General features: G+C 71.0%; 20 protein-coding genes. 9 read left to right on the top strand and 11 right to left on the bottom strand.

Annotated features, from left to right (window positions below; all coding sequences use genetic code 11):
- Window positions 1-46 precede the first annotated feature (46 nt).
- Entirely contained in the window at window positions 47-577 is a 531-nt protein-coding gene (locus Z052_RS09870; protein ID WP_094519394.1) for a hypothetical protein, read from the top strand.
- A 7-nt stretch (window positions 578-584) separates the two neighbouring features.
- On the opposite strand, the gene Z052_RS09865 is transcribed toward Z052_RS09870, so the two are convergent.
- From Z052_RS09865 to Z052_RS09855, 4 genes are all read right to left on the bottom strand, one after another.
- Window positions 585-1,172 carry a hypothetical protein gene (locus Z052_RS09865; RefSeq protein ID WP_094519395.1) on the bottom strand — a complete coding sequence of 196 codons (588 nt, stop codon included), beginning with the start codon at window positions 1,170-1,172 and terminating at the stop codon, window positions 585-587.
- A gap of 47 nt (window positions 1,173-1,219) precedes the next feature.
- Window positions 1,220-1,600, bottom strand: a complete 381-nt coding sequence (locus Z052_RS09860) for a methylglyoxal synthase (RefSeq protein WP_049929493.1) — start codon at window positions 1,598-1,600, stop codon at window positions 1,220-1,222.
- A 102-nt stretch (window positions 1,601-1,702) separates the two neighbouring features.
- The gene (locus Z052_RS20210) at window positions 1,703-1,879 is read right to left on the bottom strand and encodes a hypothetical protein (RefSeq protein WP_155120023.1); all 177 of its coding nucleotides are present in this window, start codon (window positions 1,877-1,879) and stop codon (window positions 1,703-1,705) included.
- Between the two features lie 67 nt (window positions 1,880-1,946).
- Window positions 1,947-3,872, bottom strand: a complete 1,926-nt coding sequence (locus Z052_RS09855) for a beta-CASP ribonuclease aCPSF1 (protein WP_049929494.1) — start codon at window positions 3,870-3,872, stop codon at window positions 1,947-1,949.
- A gap of 221 nt (window positions 3,873-4,093) precedes the next feature.
- Here Z052_RS09855 and Z052_RS09850 point away from each other — a divergent pair, with 221 nt between their 5' ends.
- Entirely contained in the window at window positions 4,094-4,609 is a 516-nt protein-coding gene (locus tag Z052_RS09850; protein ID WP_086219613.1) for a hypothetical protein, read from the top strand.
- 34 nt (window positions 4,610-4,643) lie between these two features.
- Here Z052_RS09850 and Z052_RS09845 read toward each other — a convergent pair whose 3' ends face one another.
- The 7 genes from Z052_RS09845 to Z052_RS09815 form a co-directional block, all read right to left on the bottom strand.
- Window positions 4,644-5,483, bottom strand: coding sequence for an SDR family oxidoreductase (locus tag Z052_RS09845; protein WP_241897920.1), 840 nt, complete (start codon window positions 5,481-5,483; stop codon window positions 4,644-4,646).
- A gap of 72 nt (window positions 5,484-5,555) precedes the next feature.
- Window positions 5,556-6,032, bottom strand: coding sequence for a GNAT family N-acetyltransferase (locus Z052_RS09840; protein WP_094519397.1), 477 nt, complete (start codon window positions 6,030-6,032; stop codon window positions 5,556-5,558).
- Window positions 6,033-6,086: 54 nt separating this feature from the next.
- Complete coding sequence (gene psmA / locus Z052_RS09835) at window positions 6,087-6,848, bottom strand: archaeal proteasome endopeptidase complex subunit alpha (RefSeq protein ID WP_094494733.1); 762 nt, start codon at window positions 6,846-6,848, stop codon at window positions 6,087-6,089.
- A gap of 4 nt (window positions 6,849-6,852) precedes the next feature.
- The gene (locus Z052_RS09830) at window positions 6,853-7,332 is read right to left on the bottom strand and encodes an Rpp14/Pop5 family protein (protein WP_094519398.1); all 480 of its coding nucleotides are present in this window, start codon (window positions 7,330-7,332) and stop codon (window positions 6,853-6,855) included.
- A 7-nt stretch (window positions 7,333-7,339) separates the two neighbouring features.
- Window positions 7,340-7,963 carry a class I SAM-dependent methyltransferase gene (locus Z052_RS09825; RefSeq protein ID WP_094519399.1) on the bottom strand — a complete coding sequence of 208 codons (624 nt, stop codon included), beginning with the start codon at window positions 7,961-7,963 and terminating at the stop codon, window positions 7,340-7,342.
- The gene (locus tag Z052_RS09820) at window positions 7,944-8,696 is read right to left on the bottom strand and encodes an RNase P subunit p30 family protein (protein ID WP_094519400.1); all 753 of its coding nucleotides are present in this window, start codon (window positions 8,694-8,696) and stop codon (window positions 7,944-7,946) included. Before Z052_RS09820 ends, Z052_RS09825 begins: the two co-directional genes overlap by 20 nt.
- A 123-nt stretch (window positions 8,697-8,819) precedes the next feature.
- A complete protein-coding gene (locus Z052_RS09815) occupies window positions 8,820-9,635 on the bottom strand; it encodes a DUF6498-containing protein (protein ID WP_049929504.1) in 816 nt (271 codons plus the stop codon).
- Between the two features lie 71 nt (window positions 9,636-9,706).
- Between Z052_RS09815 and Z052_RS09810 the strand changes: the two genes are divergently transcribed.
- The 7 genes from Z052_RS09810 (at window position 9,707) to Z052_RS09780 (ending at window position 14,284) form a co-directional block, all read left to right on the top strand.
- Complete coding sequence (locus Z052_RS09810) at window positions 9,707-9,991, top strand: DUF357 domain-containing protein (protein WP_086216485.1); 285 nt, start codon at window positions 9,707-9,709, stop codon at window positions 9,989-9,991.
- Window positions 9,992-10,072: 81 nt separating this feature from the next.
- Complete coding sequence (locus Z052_RS09805) at window positions 10,073-11,191, top strand: M20 family metallopeptidase (RefSeq protein ID WP_094519757.1); 1,119 nt, start codon at window positions 10,073-10,075, stop codon at window positions 11,189-11,191.
- A gap of 102 nt (window positions 11,192-11,293) precedes the next feature.
- Window positions 11,294-11,446: a 50S ribosomal protein L39e gene (locus tag Z052_RS09800; protein ID WP_004050128.1), complete on the top strand. Its 153-nt coding sequence runs from the start codon at window positions 11,294-11,296 to the stop codon at window positions 11,444-11,446.
- Window positions 11,447-11,725 (top strand): 50S ribosomal protein L31e, encoded by a 279-nt coding sequence (locus Z052_RS09795; protein ID WP_049929507.1) that lies wholly within the window; start codon window positions 11,447-11,449, stop codon window positions 11,723-11,725.
- Window position 11,726: 1 nt separating this feature from the next.
- The gene (locus Z052_RS09790) at window positions 11,727-12,392 is read left to right on the top strand and encodes a translation initiation factor IF-6 (protein WP_049929508.1); all 666 of its coding nucleotides are present in this window, start codon (window positions 11,727-11,729) and stop codon (window positions 12,390-12,392) included.
- A 102-nt stretch (window positions 12,393-12,494) separates the two neighbouring features.
- A complete protein-coding gene (locus Z052_RS09785) occupies window positions 12,495-13,472 on the top strand; it encodes an ABC transporter ATP-binding protein (protein ID WP_094519758.1) in 978 nt (325 codons plus the stop codon).
- A complete protein-coding gene (locus tag Z052_RS09780) occupies window positions 13,469-14,284 on the top strand; it encodes an ABC transporter permease subunit (RefSeq protein ID WP_094519759.1) in 816 nt (271 codons plus the stop codon). Before Z052_RS09785 ends, Z052_RS09780 begins: the two co-directional genes overlap by 4 nt.
- Window positions 14,285-14,368: the final 84 nt, after the last annotated feature.

The following is a 14,368-nucleotide window of genomic DNA, read 5'->3' as shown; positions in this document are numbered from 1 at the left end:
TCCCGCTGCCCGTCCGTTTTATTCCCGTCCGGAGAGATACGAGTCCATGGAGCCACCGGTCGTCCCCCGCGACCGCCTCGACGGCTGGACGCTCGTCGCGGAGGCGACGGAGCGCCCCTTCGAGGCGGGACCGGTCTCGGTCACCGCGGGCACGGCGCGCTACGAGCGCGAGACCCCGCCGCCGCGGCCGTTCTTCTTCGCGAGTCGACTCCGCGTCTCGCCGGAGACCGGACCGAACCCGGCGCTCACGCGGCTCGTCGAGTCGCGGGCCCGCGAGGGGTTCCGCGACCGCCTCGCCGAGCGGGACATCACCGGCCTCGCGCGGCGCGACGAGCGACGCATCGACGTCGACGATCCGGACGCGTCGCGCGCGACGCTCACCGTGTCCCACGGGCGCTGCGAGGTCGACGGCGAACACGTCTCGGTGGAGGCGCTGCTCGCGGTGTGGGAGGCCGGAGAGTACCTGCTGGCGGGCGGCGCGTACCCGAGCGGTGACGACTTCGAGGCGACCCGACGGGAGGTGTTGTCGCTCGTCCGCGGGGTTCGTCCCCCGGACGACGACGCGGTCGAGCGGTAGGGGCCCGTCAGCAGTCGACCGCGCCGGCGCTCGAACCGATCGGCGATCCGTCGTCCTCGTAGTCGGCGTCGCCCACCGACCCGGTGAACATCGGGAACCGTAGCTCGTAGGTGTACAGCACGTCGAACGCCGCGAACGGGTCTCCGTCAGCGATCGCCTGCCGCGCGGTCAGTCGCACGCCCGCGGCGAGCGTCACGATCGGTTCGCCGCCGAGTCGCCCGACTGTCTCGACGCCGAACTCGTTGCCCGCGGCGGGGTCGGTGAGTACGGAGAGGTGGATCACCGTCTCCATCGTCGCGCTCCCCTCGTCGCCGCCGATCGCGATCGGGTACCCTGTTCCGGCGAAACACCGCGTGATCGGGCCGACCCGACTCCCGCTCGCGTTTGCTTCGGCGCCGACGGTCCCCGGACCGCCCGCGGCCCCCGCGACCGACGCGTGGGCGCCCGCCGCCGCCAAGCGAACGACCGTTTCCGACCCTGCGGCGTGCTCCGACACCGCGGGCTGGCCCGCGGCCGCGCCGGCGCCGACGGTCGCGAGGAGGAGCAGCAACGCGAACGCGAGGGCGCGGACGCGGGTTCCTGCGGGGCGAGTCATCTGTCGACCCTTGGTTCGGCCGGGTTAAATCTCCGCGGTCGGCGGTATCAGTCGAGAGAATCGCCGCCGAGCAGCCCGTCGACGAGCATCTCCGCGGACGCGACGTTCGTCGCCAGCGGTACGTCCTTCACGTCGCAGACCCGCAGCAGCGCCGAGATGTCCGGCTCGTGCGCCTGCGCGGTCAGCGGGTCGCGGAGGAAGACGACCCCGTCGATCTGGTCGCCCGCTATCATCCCGCCGATCTGGAGGTCGCCGCCGAAGGGACCGGAGGCCTGCCGGTTCACGGAGAGGCCCGTGGCCTCCGCGATCCGCTTTCCGGTCGTCCCGGTGGTCACCAGTTCGCACTCGCCGAGGGCGTCGGTGTGCGACTCGACGAACGCGACCATCTCGTCTTTCAGCTCGTCGTGAGCGATGAGCGCGAGGCGCATACAGGGGAGTCGCGGGGGCGTCGCTTAAGCGCTGGCCTCGTCGCCCGAACCGTCGCCGCCGCGGGCCGTCCGACCCGCGCCGGAGCGACCGAGCGTCACCGGCTACGCGCCGGCGACCGCCGGGACCGGCGCTCCGTCCGCGAGCGTCGTCCCCGACCACACCGGGACGAACTGCGGCATCGCGCCCGCGATCGTCACGCACACCCACGCGATCAACAGCAGGTGGACGAGACCGCCGAGTCCCGGCGCCGCGTCGATGTCGCCCGGAACTACTCCCATACGCGGGAGGCGGAGCGCGTCCGCCCTCCGGCTGTCCCCGAAGACGCTCGCGCCCCTCGCCGCGCGCCTACTTGAACCGGAACGTCTCCAGGTTCTTCGGCGCGAACGTCCGCATGTTGTAGTCGTGGTACAGCGACGAGGAGAGGTCCTGGACGGAACTCTCGTCGCCGTGGACGCACAGCACCTTCTCCGGGCGGGGGTTCATCGTCTTCACGAAGTTCTCTAACCCCTGCCGGTCGGCGTGGCCGGAGAAGCCGTCGACGACCTCGGTGCCCATCTCCAGCGTGAGCGTGTCGCCGCGGCTCCCGCCGCCCCAGCCGTCGACCGGGATCTCGTCCCAGCCGTTCTGGATCCGGCGCCCGAGCGTTCCCTGCGCCTGGTAGCCGACGAAGACGAGGTTCGAGTCCGGGTCGGGGCCGATGTGGCGGAGCCACGACATGATGGGCCCGCCCTCGATCATCCCCGAGGTGGAGATGACGATACACTCGTCCCCGTCGGCGACCTCCTGCCGCTCCTCCTCACCGGCGTCGATGTGGTTGAACTGGTCGGCGAGGAACGGGTTCTCGTCCTCGTGGAAGATGCGGTCTCGGAGGTCGTCGCGGAGGTACTCGGGGTATGTGGTGTGGATCGCGGTCGCCTCCCAGATCATCCCGTCGAGGTGGACGGGCATCTCGGGGATCTCACCCTCGCGCATCGCCTCCTCTAAGACGAGCATGATCTCCTGTGAGCGCCCGACCGCGAAGGCGGGGATGACGACCTTCCCGCCCTGCTCGTACGTCTCGTTGATGACCTCCTTGAGCGCCTCCTCGGAGTCCTCCTGGTCGGTCTGGTAGTCGTTGCGGCCGCCGTAGGTGGACTCAAGCACGAGCGTCTCCACGCGTGGGAAATCGTTGACCGCGCCGTTGAACAGGCGGGTATCCTCGTAGTGGATATCGCCCGAGAACGCGACGTTGTAGAGGCCGTCGCCGATGTGGAAGTGGGTGACCGCGCTGCCGAGGATGTGGCCCGCGTTGTGGAACGTGAGCTTCACGTCCGGGGCGACATCCGTCACGTCGCCGTACTCCAGCGGGATGGTGTGTTTGATCGCGTCGCGGACCTGTGCGGACTCGTACGGCGGCGTCCGCCCGTCCTTCGCGGCGACATCGAGGTAATCGAGCGTGAGCAGCCCCATCAGGTCGCGGGTCGGTTCCGTCGTGTAGATGGGGCCGTCGTAGCCGTACTTGAACAGGAGCGGGACCAGCGCGGAGTGGTCGAGGTGGGCGTGGGTCAGGATGACCGCGTCGAGGGTCGCCGCGCCCGCGCCGAGCGCCTCGGGCACTTGGAGGTACGGCACCTCGCCCTCCGCGCCGGGCTTGTCGCCGCAATCGATGAGGATCCGGGTCTCGGGCGTCGAAAGGATGAATGCCGCCCGGCCGACCTCGCGGCAGCAGCCGAGCGTCGTGATCCGGACCCACTCGTCGTCGGACATCTCCTCGCGGTGGATCTGCCGGCCGACCCGTTCGAGGATGTCGCGGCGCTCCTCGCGCTCGTTCTTCAGGAAGCCGCGGACGTTCGAGACGGTCGAGGACTCTATCGGCGGCGTCCGAACGACCTCTGGGGTCCACCCGACCTCCTGGGTGATCTCGCGGAGCGTCGAGCCCCGGCGGCCGATCACCATGCCGGGCTTCTCGGCCTCGATGACGACCTCGCCGGTGTCCTCGTGGAAGTCGAGGTCTGTCACGCCGGCCTCTTCCGGGATCACGTCCCGGACCTCGTCTTCTGCCCGCGCCGGCGGCGAGAGGGCGCTCGGGTCCGGGCGGACCGTGATCCGCTTTCGGAGCTTCGAGGCCAGCCGTCGGATCAGGTCGCCGTCGCCGGCGAACCGCTTGGGGTCGCGCGTGTACACGACCAGCTCCGGTCCCTCGTATTTCACGTCGGTGACCGTGATGTCGTTCGGAATCTCCTGTTCGATCTCTGATTTCAACGTATCGAGTTGCTTGTCGACTTGACTCATATCTCACTGCGGGTCGTCGGGGCCGCCGTCGTCGAATCGCGCCGCGGGTCGCGCCGCGACACGCCGCCGATCGGTCGACCGTGACGGGTAGGCATAGTGGAAGTACTGTCCGTAGTGTTCCGTGCGGGAACAGCCAGCGAAAACCCGCTTGTCTCAGGCTACTGCCCCGCCGTTATAAAAGCCTTCGCAAAGGGCAAGCCCCGGGCGGCCGAACGCCGCCCATGCGCGTCACGCCGCAGACGGTCCGCGACGAACACGCCTGGGTCCGCGACCGCGCCGACGTCGTCGTCCCGGTCCTCAACGACACCCGCGACCGCCTCGGTCGACGGTTCGAGACGACGGTGGACGAGGTGGCGCCAGACGCCTACCGCCGCGAGGTCGACGCCGTCTTCGCCGACGGCGAGGTCGCGGTCAACGTCGCGGCCTGCGTCGGGCTCCTCCGCGACCTCGACGTGGCGGGCGACTACCCGGGCTTCGTCGTCGACGAGGTCCTCGGGCGCGAGCTGGCGGCGACGATCGCCGGCGGCCGTCCCCTCTCGCTGCTCGCGCAGGCGACGTTCCACGTCGCGGACACGCACGTGGACCGCGACGCGGCGGCCGAGGCGGACGGGGCCGGCGCCGGAACGGCCGGCGCCGACGACCTCGACGCCGCGCTCGCGGCGGGGTTCCAGACGCGGCTCCCCGGCTGGAACTGGCGGGAGGGGGAGAGCCCGTTCGCGGTCGACGCGGACGGGTGACCCGCCGCCGCCGCTCGACCGGAGCGCGCCCGCGCTACGAGGTGAAGCTCCGAATGAACCCGTAGGCCTTGTCGATCAGGGCGTCGGGGAGGAACCGCGCGAGGACGCCGACGCTCGCGACGGTGCCCGGCTGGACCCGCGTGGGCGGCTGCGTCGCGCTCGCGGCGTCGTAGATGGCGTTCGCGACGAGTTCCGGCTCGACCGAGCCGGGGCCGTCGCCGCCGATCAGCTGCGCGTCCTCGAACATCGCGTAGAACTCGTCGTACGCCTCGGTCCGCTCGATCCCCTCGCGCTCCTCGGGGTCGGCTTCCGACTCCGCGCGCTTCGAGAAGTTCGTCCGCACGGGCCCCGGCTCGACGACGACCACGTCGATGCCGAGGTCGTCGACCTCGTTGCGGAGCGCGTCCGACATCGCCTCCAGGGCGAACTTCGACCCGCTGTACACGCCGCCGCCGGGGATCGACACCCGCCCCGCGACGGAGGAGACGTTGACGATGGTCCCGTCGCGCTCGCGGCGCATCGACGGGAGGACCGCCCGGATCAGTCGGTGCGGCCCGTACACGTTCACGTCGAACTGCTCGTGGACCCGCTCCGTGGTCACGTCCTCGACCGGGCCGAACTGGCCGTAGCCGGCGTTGTTGATCAGGGCGTCGACCGCGCCCTCCTCGTCTAAGATCCGCTCGACCACGCGGTCGATGTCGTCCTGATCGGTGACGTCGAGCGTGGCGAGCTCGCAGCCCGCCTCGCCGAGCGCTTCGATGTCCGCCGGGTTCCGCGCGGTGGCGTACACGGTCCATCCCTCGTCGAGGAACGCGTGCGCCGCGGCGCGACCGATGCCCGAGGAACAGCCGGTGATGAGTGCCGTCTTCTGCACGCGTTTCCGGTCTGTCTCCGACGCAATAACTCTCCCGACGCGGGCGCGGCCGACCCGCCGCGTCCCGGTCGGCTACAGCTCCTCGGTCCGGATCCCCATCGCCTTCGACGCCGGCGCGGTCCGCTCGAACCCCCACCGCTCGTAGAATCCGTCGACGTCCGCGAAGCGGTTGACGTACGCGCCGTCGGGGGCGTTCGCGCGGAGCCACGCGACGAGCGCGCTGACCATCGCCGTCCCGATCCCCCGGCCCTGATGCGGCGGCGCGACCGCCGTGTCCGAGAGGTGGAACACCGACCCGCCGTCGCCGACGAGCCGCGCCATTCCGACCGTCGACCCGGACGCCGTCTCGACGACGTGGACGCCGAACGTCGTGTTCGGGAGCCCGCGCTCGACGGCCTCCCGGGACCGGTCTGTCATACCCGCCTCCCGCCGGAGCCGGCGGAACGCCTCGACGGAGGGGGTCGTCTCGCGGAGCTCGTACCCGTCCGAAAGCGGTGACTCGCCGAGTCCCCGGTCGGCGTCGGCAACATCGACCGCGTCGTCGCTCATGTGTCGGCGTTCGCGGCCGCAAAAGTAGTCGCTTCGGTGCCGCGCTGGCCCGCGCTACTCCTCGTCGTCGCCCTCGTCCTCGTCGGTCGCGAGCAGGTCGCGCTCGTCGAGGATCGACTCGATCTCGTCGACCGGCCGCTCGGCGTACTCGGGGTCGTCGACGGTGATCGTCGCGACGCCGACGCCGTCCGGGGACAGCTCGCCGTCGTTCGACTGCGCGAGGGTGTCGAGCGCGAGCCCGACCGCCTCGTCCGTCGAGATGCCCTCCTCGTACTCCGTCTCCAGATAGTCGCGGAGGTCGCTGCGGTCGGAGCCAATCGAGAGCGCCTGCCACTCGTACGGCGTGCCCGACGGGTCCGTCTCGAACAGGCGCGGCTCGCCGTTCTCGATGCCGCCGACGATGAGCGCGACGCCGAACGGGCGCGCGCCGCCGACCTGCGTGTACTGCTGGATGTGGTCGGTGATGTTCTTCGTCAGCGTCTCGATGCCGACGGGCTCGCCGTAGCGGAGGCGGTTCACCTGCGCCTGCCGGCGAGCGAAGTCGATGAGCTGGCGCGCGTCGGCGACGTGGCCCGCGCTCGCGACGCCGACGTGGTCGTCGGCCTTGTGGAGCTTCTCGATGCTCTCCGGCTCCATCAGCGGGGAGCGGGCGCGCTTGTCGGCCGCGAGGACGACGCCGTCCTCGGCGCGGATCCCGACGCTCGCCGTCCCTCGTTTCACCGCCTCCCGGGCGTACTCGACCTGGTAGAGTCGGCCGTCCGGAGAGAAGATTGTGATGCCGCGGTCGTACGCCTGCTGTTGGGATTGGCCCTGCATGATATCACTCGGTGTCGAACGTCGTCGCGCCGACGCGGTCCGACTCGGTCTCCACGTCGCACGCGTCTCCGCGCACGACCGCGGGCCGCTCGGACCCCTCGAACGCGACGTCTCGCTGTGTCGAACTGGCGGTCGCGCGACCCATATATCTTTCCTCACAGGCACGTACCGTCCCCGAAATCCCCCGCACGCGGATTCCGACCGGCTTGCCGTCGACCTCGCTCACGCAGGCCACCGCCGCGCGCGCCTCGTCGACGTGGCCGTGTCTGACCCGGACGACCGCCTCCCCGGTCCCGTCGGCGTGCGCGAACGACAGAAGCGTGAGGTCCGCGTCGGCGCTGCCGGCGTCCCCGAGGAGGTTGCCGGCGCTGTACCACAGTGCGCGCTGGAACGCGCGCCGCCCGACCTCGGCGTCGGGCCACGTCTCGATCCCGACGGCGAGGTACCGCCACCGCGGCCGGAGGTGTTTGGGAAGGTGCTTCACGGCGAGATCACGCCGGGAGTTCGCGGACGCGCTCCGCGACGATCACCGCGACCTGGTCGTGAATGCGCTCGACGACCGTCACCGCGAACCCCTCGTCGGTGAACGCCTCGACCAGCGTGCCGACCGTCGCGGGGTCGTCGACCTCGGGGCTGTAGAACGGAGTCTCGGGGTCCGGCTCCTCGAAGAAGGCGACGTCGCCGAGGACGATCCGCCGAGCGCCCGTCTCGCTCATCACGCGGATCGCCTCGCGCTTCTCGTCGTCCGCGAGGTGGTGGAGCGCGAAGTTCGAGGTGACCACGTCGACCGGTCGGTCGGCGTCGATCCCGGGGTCGCGGAACTCGCCGTACGCGAACTCGACGTTTCCGAGGCCGCGGTCGGCCGCCTTCTGCCGCCCCTCGTCCATCATCCCCTCGCTGATGTCGCGGGCGAGGACGCGCTCGGCGTCCTCGGCGAGCGCCAGCGCGATGGCCCCGGTCCCGGCTCCCAGATCGAGGACCACGTCGTCCGCCCCCGGCGACGCGTGGTCGATCACGAGGCTCGCGCAGGCCTGGTACTCGTCGCTCTTCGAGTCGTCGTACGACGCGGCCTTCTCGGAGAACCGTTCGGCGTGTTCAGCGACCGTCTTCTTCATACCTGCCACGTCGGACCCCCGGCTCTATGAAGCCCTCGGAGCGCCGCTCTCGGTTACGCTCGACGAGGTCGCCCCACGCCCGGAGCCCCGCGCGGACGGCCTCGGCGTCGAAGCCGATCGCCTCGCCGACCGCGACCAACTCGCGGGGCGCGCGGAGTCCGAGGTGCGACCGCGCGTTCGCGCTCACGACGTACGGCGCGTCGTAGTGGGCGACGATCTCCCGGAGCTTCCGGAGGTCGGCGAGCGCCCGAACCCGCTTCCCGCCGGTCTCGTGGAGCGCGGGGCCGAAGTCGAACTCGACCCGGACGCCGTTGTCCCGTGCCGCCTTCGCGAGGACGTGGTTGAAGTCGCCGCCGCCCGCCATCGGCCGGACGAGGACGTCGACGCGGGCCTGCTCGACCGCGAACCGGTTCAGTGCGTCGTCGCCGCCGACCACGCAGACCACGGTTCGGTCGGACCGGTAGTTTCCGACCGCGCCCGAGGCGCTCGTCGGATCGTCGGCGTCGATCTCGACCGCGTCGACGACGTCGATCCCGTACTCCTCGCGGAGCGCCTCCGGGTCGCGAGCCGGGCTCTCGCCGCGGTCCGCAGCGCTCAGACCGCCGTCCCCGGCCGCCGTCAGCGCGTCGCGCGTCCGCACCACGATCCCGTCGTACCCGTGCCGGGCCGCGGTGGCGGCGTGGCGCGCGACGGTTGCCTCCCCGTCGGGATAGGCGTGAACGGCCTCGTACATGCCCCGCCGTTTCGCGGCCGAGCGTATCGGCGTTGCGCTTTCGGCACCGCGACGCCGGCCGCGTCCTGTCTCCTCGCCGCGTTCGCTTCCCTCCCATCGCCGACGCGACCGCGCCCCGCGTCGTCAGGCGTCTCCGACGGACTCTTCGTCCTTCTTCCAGTCGCGCCTGGCGTCCTCGCCGGTAAACCACGTCGCGATCCCGTCCGGGTCGTCCTCCTGGAAGGCGCGCCGCCGGCTCCATTCGACGGTCGCCTTCCCGAGCGCGATCGGGAGGAGGTACGGAACGAGGAGGACCGCGTCGGCGACGCCGTCGAGCAGCCCGGGAGCCAGTACCACATCGATCACGGCGATTCCGAATGTCACCGAAACGACCGTCAGTATCGCGACGACGAAGTAGAAGAAGACGACGCGCTGGGCGGCCTCGACCACCATGTACGGCGACTGGTCCTCGTAGGCGCGCTCGGCGAAGAACTCCCGACGCACCTCCCCGACCTGCGCGCCGCAGACGCCGAGCGTCGCCACTCCGACCGTGGGCGTGAGGTACGAGAGCGCCTCCCAGCCGACCGCCAAGAGCGGAAACATCATGAACGCGAACACCCCGAGCGACCGGCGGACGACGCGGAAGTTCCGCCGGTAGATCGGCGGGAGCCACGAGACGAGGTGAACCGGCTCCGCGTCGGTCTCCCACACCTCGTCTCGCTCGGCGTCCTCGTCGTAGCCGGTGATGTAGAACGAGCGGTCTTCGAGCCGGATCGGTCGCTCGGCGAACATCGCGGCGGCGGCGTGGGCGATCACGAGGGCGGCGACCTCTATCCAATACACCGCGAGCAGTTCACCGACGCGCCAGCCGAACCCGACGACGCCGGCGAGCGGGAGGAGGTTCGTCGCGACCACGAGGGCGAGGGCCGATCGGCCCCCTGCGGGAGGGCGGGACTTCATCAGTCCAGTGTAACGGGTCGCGAGCGCAAAAATACCCGACCGCTTTTGTCCTCCCGACGGAACGCTCTGACATGCCCGCCGATCTTGAGGAGAAGACGGACCGCTACGAGCGGATGCTCGCGGACGCGCTGGCCGTCGCGGAGCCGCGCCCGCCGGCGGACACGCCGCTGGGCGAGGCCGCGGCGGACGTGACCGAGATGGCGGAGTCGTACCTCGACGACGGCCGCCACTTCCGCGACGACGGCGACCCGGTGAACGCGCTCGCCTCCTACTCGTACGGCTACGGCTGGCTCGACGCCGGGGTCCGGCTCGGGCTGTTCGCGGTGCCCGACGACACGGAGCTGTTCACGACCTGAGCGCCGGCCCGCTCCGGGGCCCGCGCTCGCCGCGCCTGACGTGAGGGACGCGCTTATGCGGCGACGGCCGTCACTGAGTCCATGGACGAACTCGCGGACCTCACCGAGCGGCTCGTCTCGATCCCATCGCACGAGGACGAGACGGCAGCGGGCGACGCGATCGAGGAGTGGCTGCGCGCGGAGACGGACGCGAGCATCGAGCGCGACGACGCCGGCAACGTGCTCGCGGTCAGGGGCGCGACCGACGACCCCGATGCCGACTCGCTCGCGCTCGTCGGCCACCACGACGTCGTTCCGCCCGCGCCCGAACAGACGGCCGGCGAGGGGACGGAGGGCGAGTACGTCGTCGAGCGGCGCGACGGTCGGATCTACGGCCGCGGCACGGCCGACATGAAGGGGTCGGTCGCGGCCGCGATGCTCGCGTTCCGGAACGCGACGCCGCCGGAGGGCAGGGAGCTGATCTTCGCCTCCTTCGTCGGCGAGGAGGTCGGCGGCGACGGGGCTCGCCACGCGATCGACGCGGGGTTCGCCCCGGAACGCGCGGTCGTCGCCGAGGGGTCGACGAACTACTCGAAGCCGGGCGTGACGGACGTCGCCGTCGCCCACCGCGGCCGCCGCGGGTCGCGGCTCGTCGCGCACGGGGAGGCGGCCCACGCCTCGGAGCCGGAGGCGGGCGAGAACGCGATCTACCGCGCCTGCGACGCGATCGACGCGGTCCGCGGGCTCGACGCCCCGGAGGCGACGGTCCTCGGGAACGACGTGTCGGGGTCGCTGGCGGTCACGATCGTCGACGGCGGCGAGACGTGGAACGTGATCCCGGAGCGCTGCGAGGCGACCGTCGACGAGCGTACCGTTCCGGGCGACCGAGCCGATCTGGCTGGCGTCGCCGACGCGACGGCCGGGGTCGAGCTCGTCGTCGATCAGGACCTCCCGCCGATGGCCTGCGGCGACGCGGCGTTCGCGGACGCCGCCCTCGACGTCGCCCGCGCAGTCCACGATGAGTCGGGCTTCGACGCGCCCGAACACGTCACCAAGCCGCACGCAACCGACGCCGGCTGGCTCGCGGGGGCGGGGACCGACTGTCTCGTCTGCGGGGCCTCCGAGCCGGGCGAGGCACACACCGACACTGAGAGCGCGAGCCTGGAAGCCCTCGACCGCTGTCGTCGGATCTACATGGGGGTCGCCGAACGGGAACTGTAGTGGCCGCGAGGGGGAGGCCCCGGACGGAGCGGGGACTCACGGGCGCCTCGCGCGACCCGTATGGAAGGGGTTTTATGCGCCCCGCGGAAAGTGTGCGCCACTATGGGAGACAAGTCGAAGGCTCAAAAGAAGCGTCTGGCGAAGGCGGAGCGCCAGAACACCCGCGTCCCCGCGTGGGTCATGATGAAGACGGACATGAACGTGACGCGAAACCCCAAGCGGCGCAACTGGCGCCGGAACGACCTGGACGAGTAAATGTCGACGAACGACTTCGAGGAGCGCGTCGTCACCGTCCCGCTCCGCGACGCCAAGGAGAAGCCCGTCCAGCAGCGCGCCGACTACGCGATGAAGATCACGCGGCAGCACCTCGCGAAGCACTTCTCCGTCGACGAGGGCGACGTGATCATCGACGGCTCCGTCAACGAGGCCGTCTGGGCGAACGGGCGCCAGAACCCGCCCAGCACGGTGCGGGTCCGCGCGGCTCGGTTCGTCGAGGACGGCGAACCGGTCGTCGAGGCCGAGCACGCCGAGTAACGTGTTACGGGCGACCTTCACCGGCTCGTCGTACGTGGGCGTGTTCGCCCGCGCCGTCGACGACCTCCTGTTGATCCGACCGGACGTCGACGAGGCGCTCGCCGAGGACCTCGGGGCGGAACTCGGCGCGGAGCCGCTGCTGACGACGGTCGGGAGGTCCAACACGGTCGGATCCCTCGCGACGGGCAACGAGAACGGGATCCTCGTCTCCTCGCGCGCGACCGAGCGCGAGAAGGAGCGGATCGCGGACGCCGCCGGCGTCCCGGTGCGCGAACTCCCGGGCGAGATCAACGCCGCCGGGAACGTCGTCCTCGCGAACGACTACGGCGCGTACGTCCACCCGGACCTCTCGCGCGAATCGATCCGGACGATCAAAGACGCGCTCGACGTTCCCGTGACCCGGGGCGATCTCGGGGACGTCCGGACGGTCGGAACCGCGGCGGTCGCCAACGACACGGGCGTGCTGTGTCATCCACAGTCGACGGAGTCGGAGCTTCAAGCGGTCGAGGAGGCGCTCGACGTCCGCGCCGACCTCGGCACCATCAACTACGGCGCGCCGCTCGTCGGCTCCGGCCTCCTCGCCACCGACGAGGGGTACGTCGTCGGTGACGACACGACCGGACCGGAGCTCGGCCGCATCGAGGAGACGCTCGGCTTCATCGACTGAACCGCGCTCCGCCTTCTCCCCGCCGCCTCCTCGTCGCCGCCCCCGCTTCGCTTCGCGAACCTCACTCCCACATTTAAGAGCTACAGCGGAGTTGAGGACGGTATGCCCGCTATCGAGTGCCGCGGCCTCTCCAAGTACTACGGCGACGTCCGGGGGATCGAAGACGTCTACTTCACCGTCGAGGACGGCGAGGTGTTCGGCTTCCTCGGCCCGAACGGCGCGGGGAAGACGACCGCGATCCGCACGCTGTTGGGGTTCCTGTCGCCGACGGACGGCGGCGCGACGCTCCTCGGGCGCGACGCCACGGACCCGGTCGCGTCGCGTCGCGCACGCGAGCGGATCGGGTACCTCCCCGGGGATCCGGGGCTCGACCGCGACCGTACGGCCGGCGCGTTCTTAGACCACCAAGCGGCGCTCCGCGGGGAGTCGAGCCGCGACCGCCTCGTCGAACGCTTCGGGCTCGACGAGTCGCGCCGCATCGGCGACCTCTCCCGGGGAAACCGGCAGAAGGTCGCGCTGGTGGCCGCGTTCATGCACGACCCGGAACTCCTGTTGCTCGACGAGCCGACCTCCGGACTCGATCCGCTGCTTCAAGAGGAGTTCGCGGGCCTCGTCCGCGAGCGCGTCGGCGACGGGGCGAGCGTCCTCCTTTCCTCCCACGTGCTGGGCGAGGTGGCGGCGTTGTGCGATCGCGTCGGCGTCCTCCGAGAGGGGCACCTCGTCGCGGTCGAGTCGGTCGCAGACCTCCGCTCTCGCGGCGGCAAGCAGGTGCGGATCCGCGTCGCCGAAGACGTCGATCGCGGCGACTTCGAGCTCCGCGGGATCATGAATCTGCGCGTCGGGGAGACCGTCTCGTTCACGTGGACCGGCGAGTACGACGCGCTGGTCGACCTGCTCTCGAGGTACACCGTCCTCGACCTCGACGTCGTCGATGCGCCGCTCGAAGAGGCGTTCATGACGTTCTACGACGGCGACGTTCCGGGACCGATCGGCGGCGGCGAGCGTCAGGAGGCCGAGGCGTCGACCAACCGCGGAGCGCACGCGGATCCGACCGCCGAATCGGGGGGTGACGAGCGATGAGCGACCGCGCGACCCCGTGGCTCGCGATCGCACGGTACGACGCCGCCGGCCGGGCCCGCGGAACGGTCGTGCTGACTGGCCTGCTCTCCTCGTTCCTGTTGGTGTTCCTCGCGTTCTTCCCGTCTCTGGCGACCGCGGACGTCGACCTCGACGCGTACGTCGAGGCGTTCCCGCCCGCGGTCCGGGAGGCGTTCGGGATCATCGCCATCTCATCTGTCGAGGGCTTCCTCGCGGTTGAGTTCTACCAGTTCGCCTGGCTCCTGCTGGTCGGGCTGTACCTGGCGTACCTCGCCGGCGGGACGATAGCGGGGGACATCGCCTCCGGTCGCATGGACCTGACGCTGTCGGCGCCCGTCGCGCGACGTGACGTCGTGATCGGTCGGTTTCTCGGACTGGTTCCGCTCGTCGTCCTCCTCAATGTCGTGCTGCCGGTCGTCGCGTACGTCGGCGTCGTCGCGGTCGGCGAGACGATCGCGGTCGAACGCCTCGCGGCGGTCCACGCGCTCGCGGTGCCGTATCACGTGGCGTGCGTCGCGGCGGGTATCGCCGTCTCGACGCTGCTCTCGCGGCCGGGGGTCGCTCAGCGGGTCGCGCTCGGGGGACTGTTCGCGCTGTTCATGTTCGACTCCCTCGTCGCCAGCACCGACTACGCCGCGGCCGGGAACGTCAGCCCGACGGCCCACTACGACCCCTCCGCGGTGTTGGTGTTGGGCGAGTACGACCTCACGGGCGCCGCAGTCCTGCTCGCCGCGACGGCCGTCCTCCTCGCGATCGCTATCGTCCGATTCCGCCGCGCGGACCTCTCGAGATGACCTCCCTCGGCACACGATTTCCGTGACGCGACGCCGTGACGGCCGTCGTCGCGGGCGGTCCGCGATGACGCGGCCGCCTGTCGC

It is taken from the genome of Halorubrum sp. C191 (assembly GCF_002727095.1).
Taxonomy (GTDB): domain Archaea; phylum Halobacteriota; class Halobacteria; order Halobacteriales; family Haloferacaceae; genus Halorubrum; species Halorubrum ezzemoulense.
This window is presented reverse-complemented; position numbering and strand designations above follow the sequence as displayed.

Coding starts and splice junctions, on each gene's coding strand:
- Z052_RS09850 (WP_086219613.1), top strand. CDS start 4,094: ATGCGCGTCACGCCGCAGACGGTCCGCGACGAACACGCCTGGGTCCGC.
- Z052_RS09800 (WP_004050128.1), top strand. CDS start 11,294: ATGGGAGACAAGTCGAAGGCTCAAAAGAAGCGTCTGGCGAAGGCGGAG.
- Z052_RS20210 (WP_155120023.1), bottom strand. CDS start 1,879: ATGGGAGTAGTTCCGGGCGACATCGACGCGGCGCCGGGACTCGGCGGT.
- Z052_RS09795 (WP_049929507.1), top strand. CDS start 11,447: ATGTCGACGAACGACTTCGAGGAGCGCGTCGTCACCGTCCCGCTCCGC.
- Z052_RS09860 (WP_049929493.1), bottom strand. CDS start 1,600: ATGCGCCTCGCGCTCATCGCTCACGACGAGCTGAAAGACGAGATGGTC.
- Z052_RS09840 (WP_094519397.1), bottom strand. CDS start 6,032: ATGAGCGACGACGCGGTCGATGTTGCCGACGCCGACCGGGGACTCGGC.
- Z052_RS09870 (WP_094519394.1), top strand. CDS start 47: ATGGAGCCACCGGTCGTCCCCCGCGACCGCCTCGACGGCTGGACGCTC.
- Z052_RS09820 (WP_094519400.1), bottom strand. CDS start 8,696: ATGTACGAGGCCGTTCACGCCTATCCCGACGGGGAGGCAACCGTCGCG.
- Z052_RS09785 (WP_094519758.1), top strand. CDS start 12,495: ATGCCCGCTATCGAGTGCCGCGGCCTCTCCAAGTACTACGGCGACGTC.
- psmA (WP_094494733.1), bottom strand. CDS start 6,848: ATGCAGGGCCAATCCCAACAGCAGGCGTACGACCGCGGCATCACAATC.
- Z052_RS09865 (WP_094519395.1), bottom strand. CDS start 1,172: ATGACTCGCCCCGCAGGAACCCGCGTCCGCGCCCTCGCGTTCGCGTTG.
- Z052_RS09815 (WP_049929504.1), bottom strand. CDS start 9,635: ATGAAGTCCCGCCCTCCCGCAGGGGGCCGATCGGCCCTCGCCCTCGTG.
- Z052_RS09805 (WP_094519757.1), top strand. CDS start 10,073: ATGGACGAACTCGCGGACCTCACCGAGCGGCTCGTCTCGATCCCATCG.
- Z052_RS09780 (WP_094519759.1), top strand. CDS start 13,469: ATGAGCGACCGCGCGACCCCGTGGCTCGCGATCGCACGGTACGACGCC.
- Z052_RS09855 (WP_049929494.1), bottom strand. CDS start 3,872: ATGAGTCAAGTCGACAAGCAACTCGATACGTTGAAATCAGAGATCGAA.
- Z052_RS09825 (WP_094519399.1), bottom strand. CDS start 7,963: ATGAAGAAGACGGTCGCTGAACACGCCGAACGGTTCTCCGAGAAGGCC.
- Z052_RS09810 (WP_086216485.1), top strand. CDS start 9,707: ATGCCCGCCGATCTTGAGGAGAAGACGGACCGCTACGAGCGGATGCTC.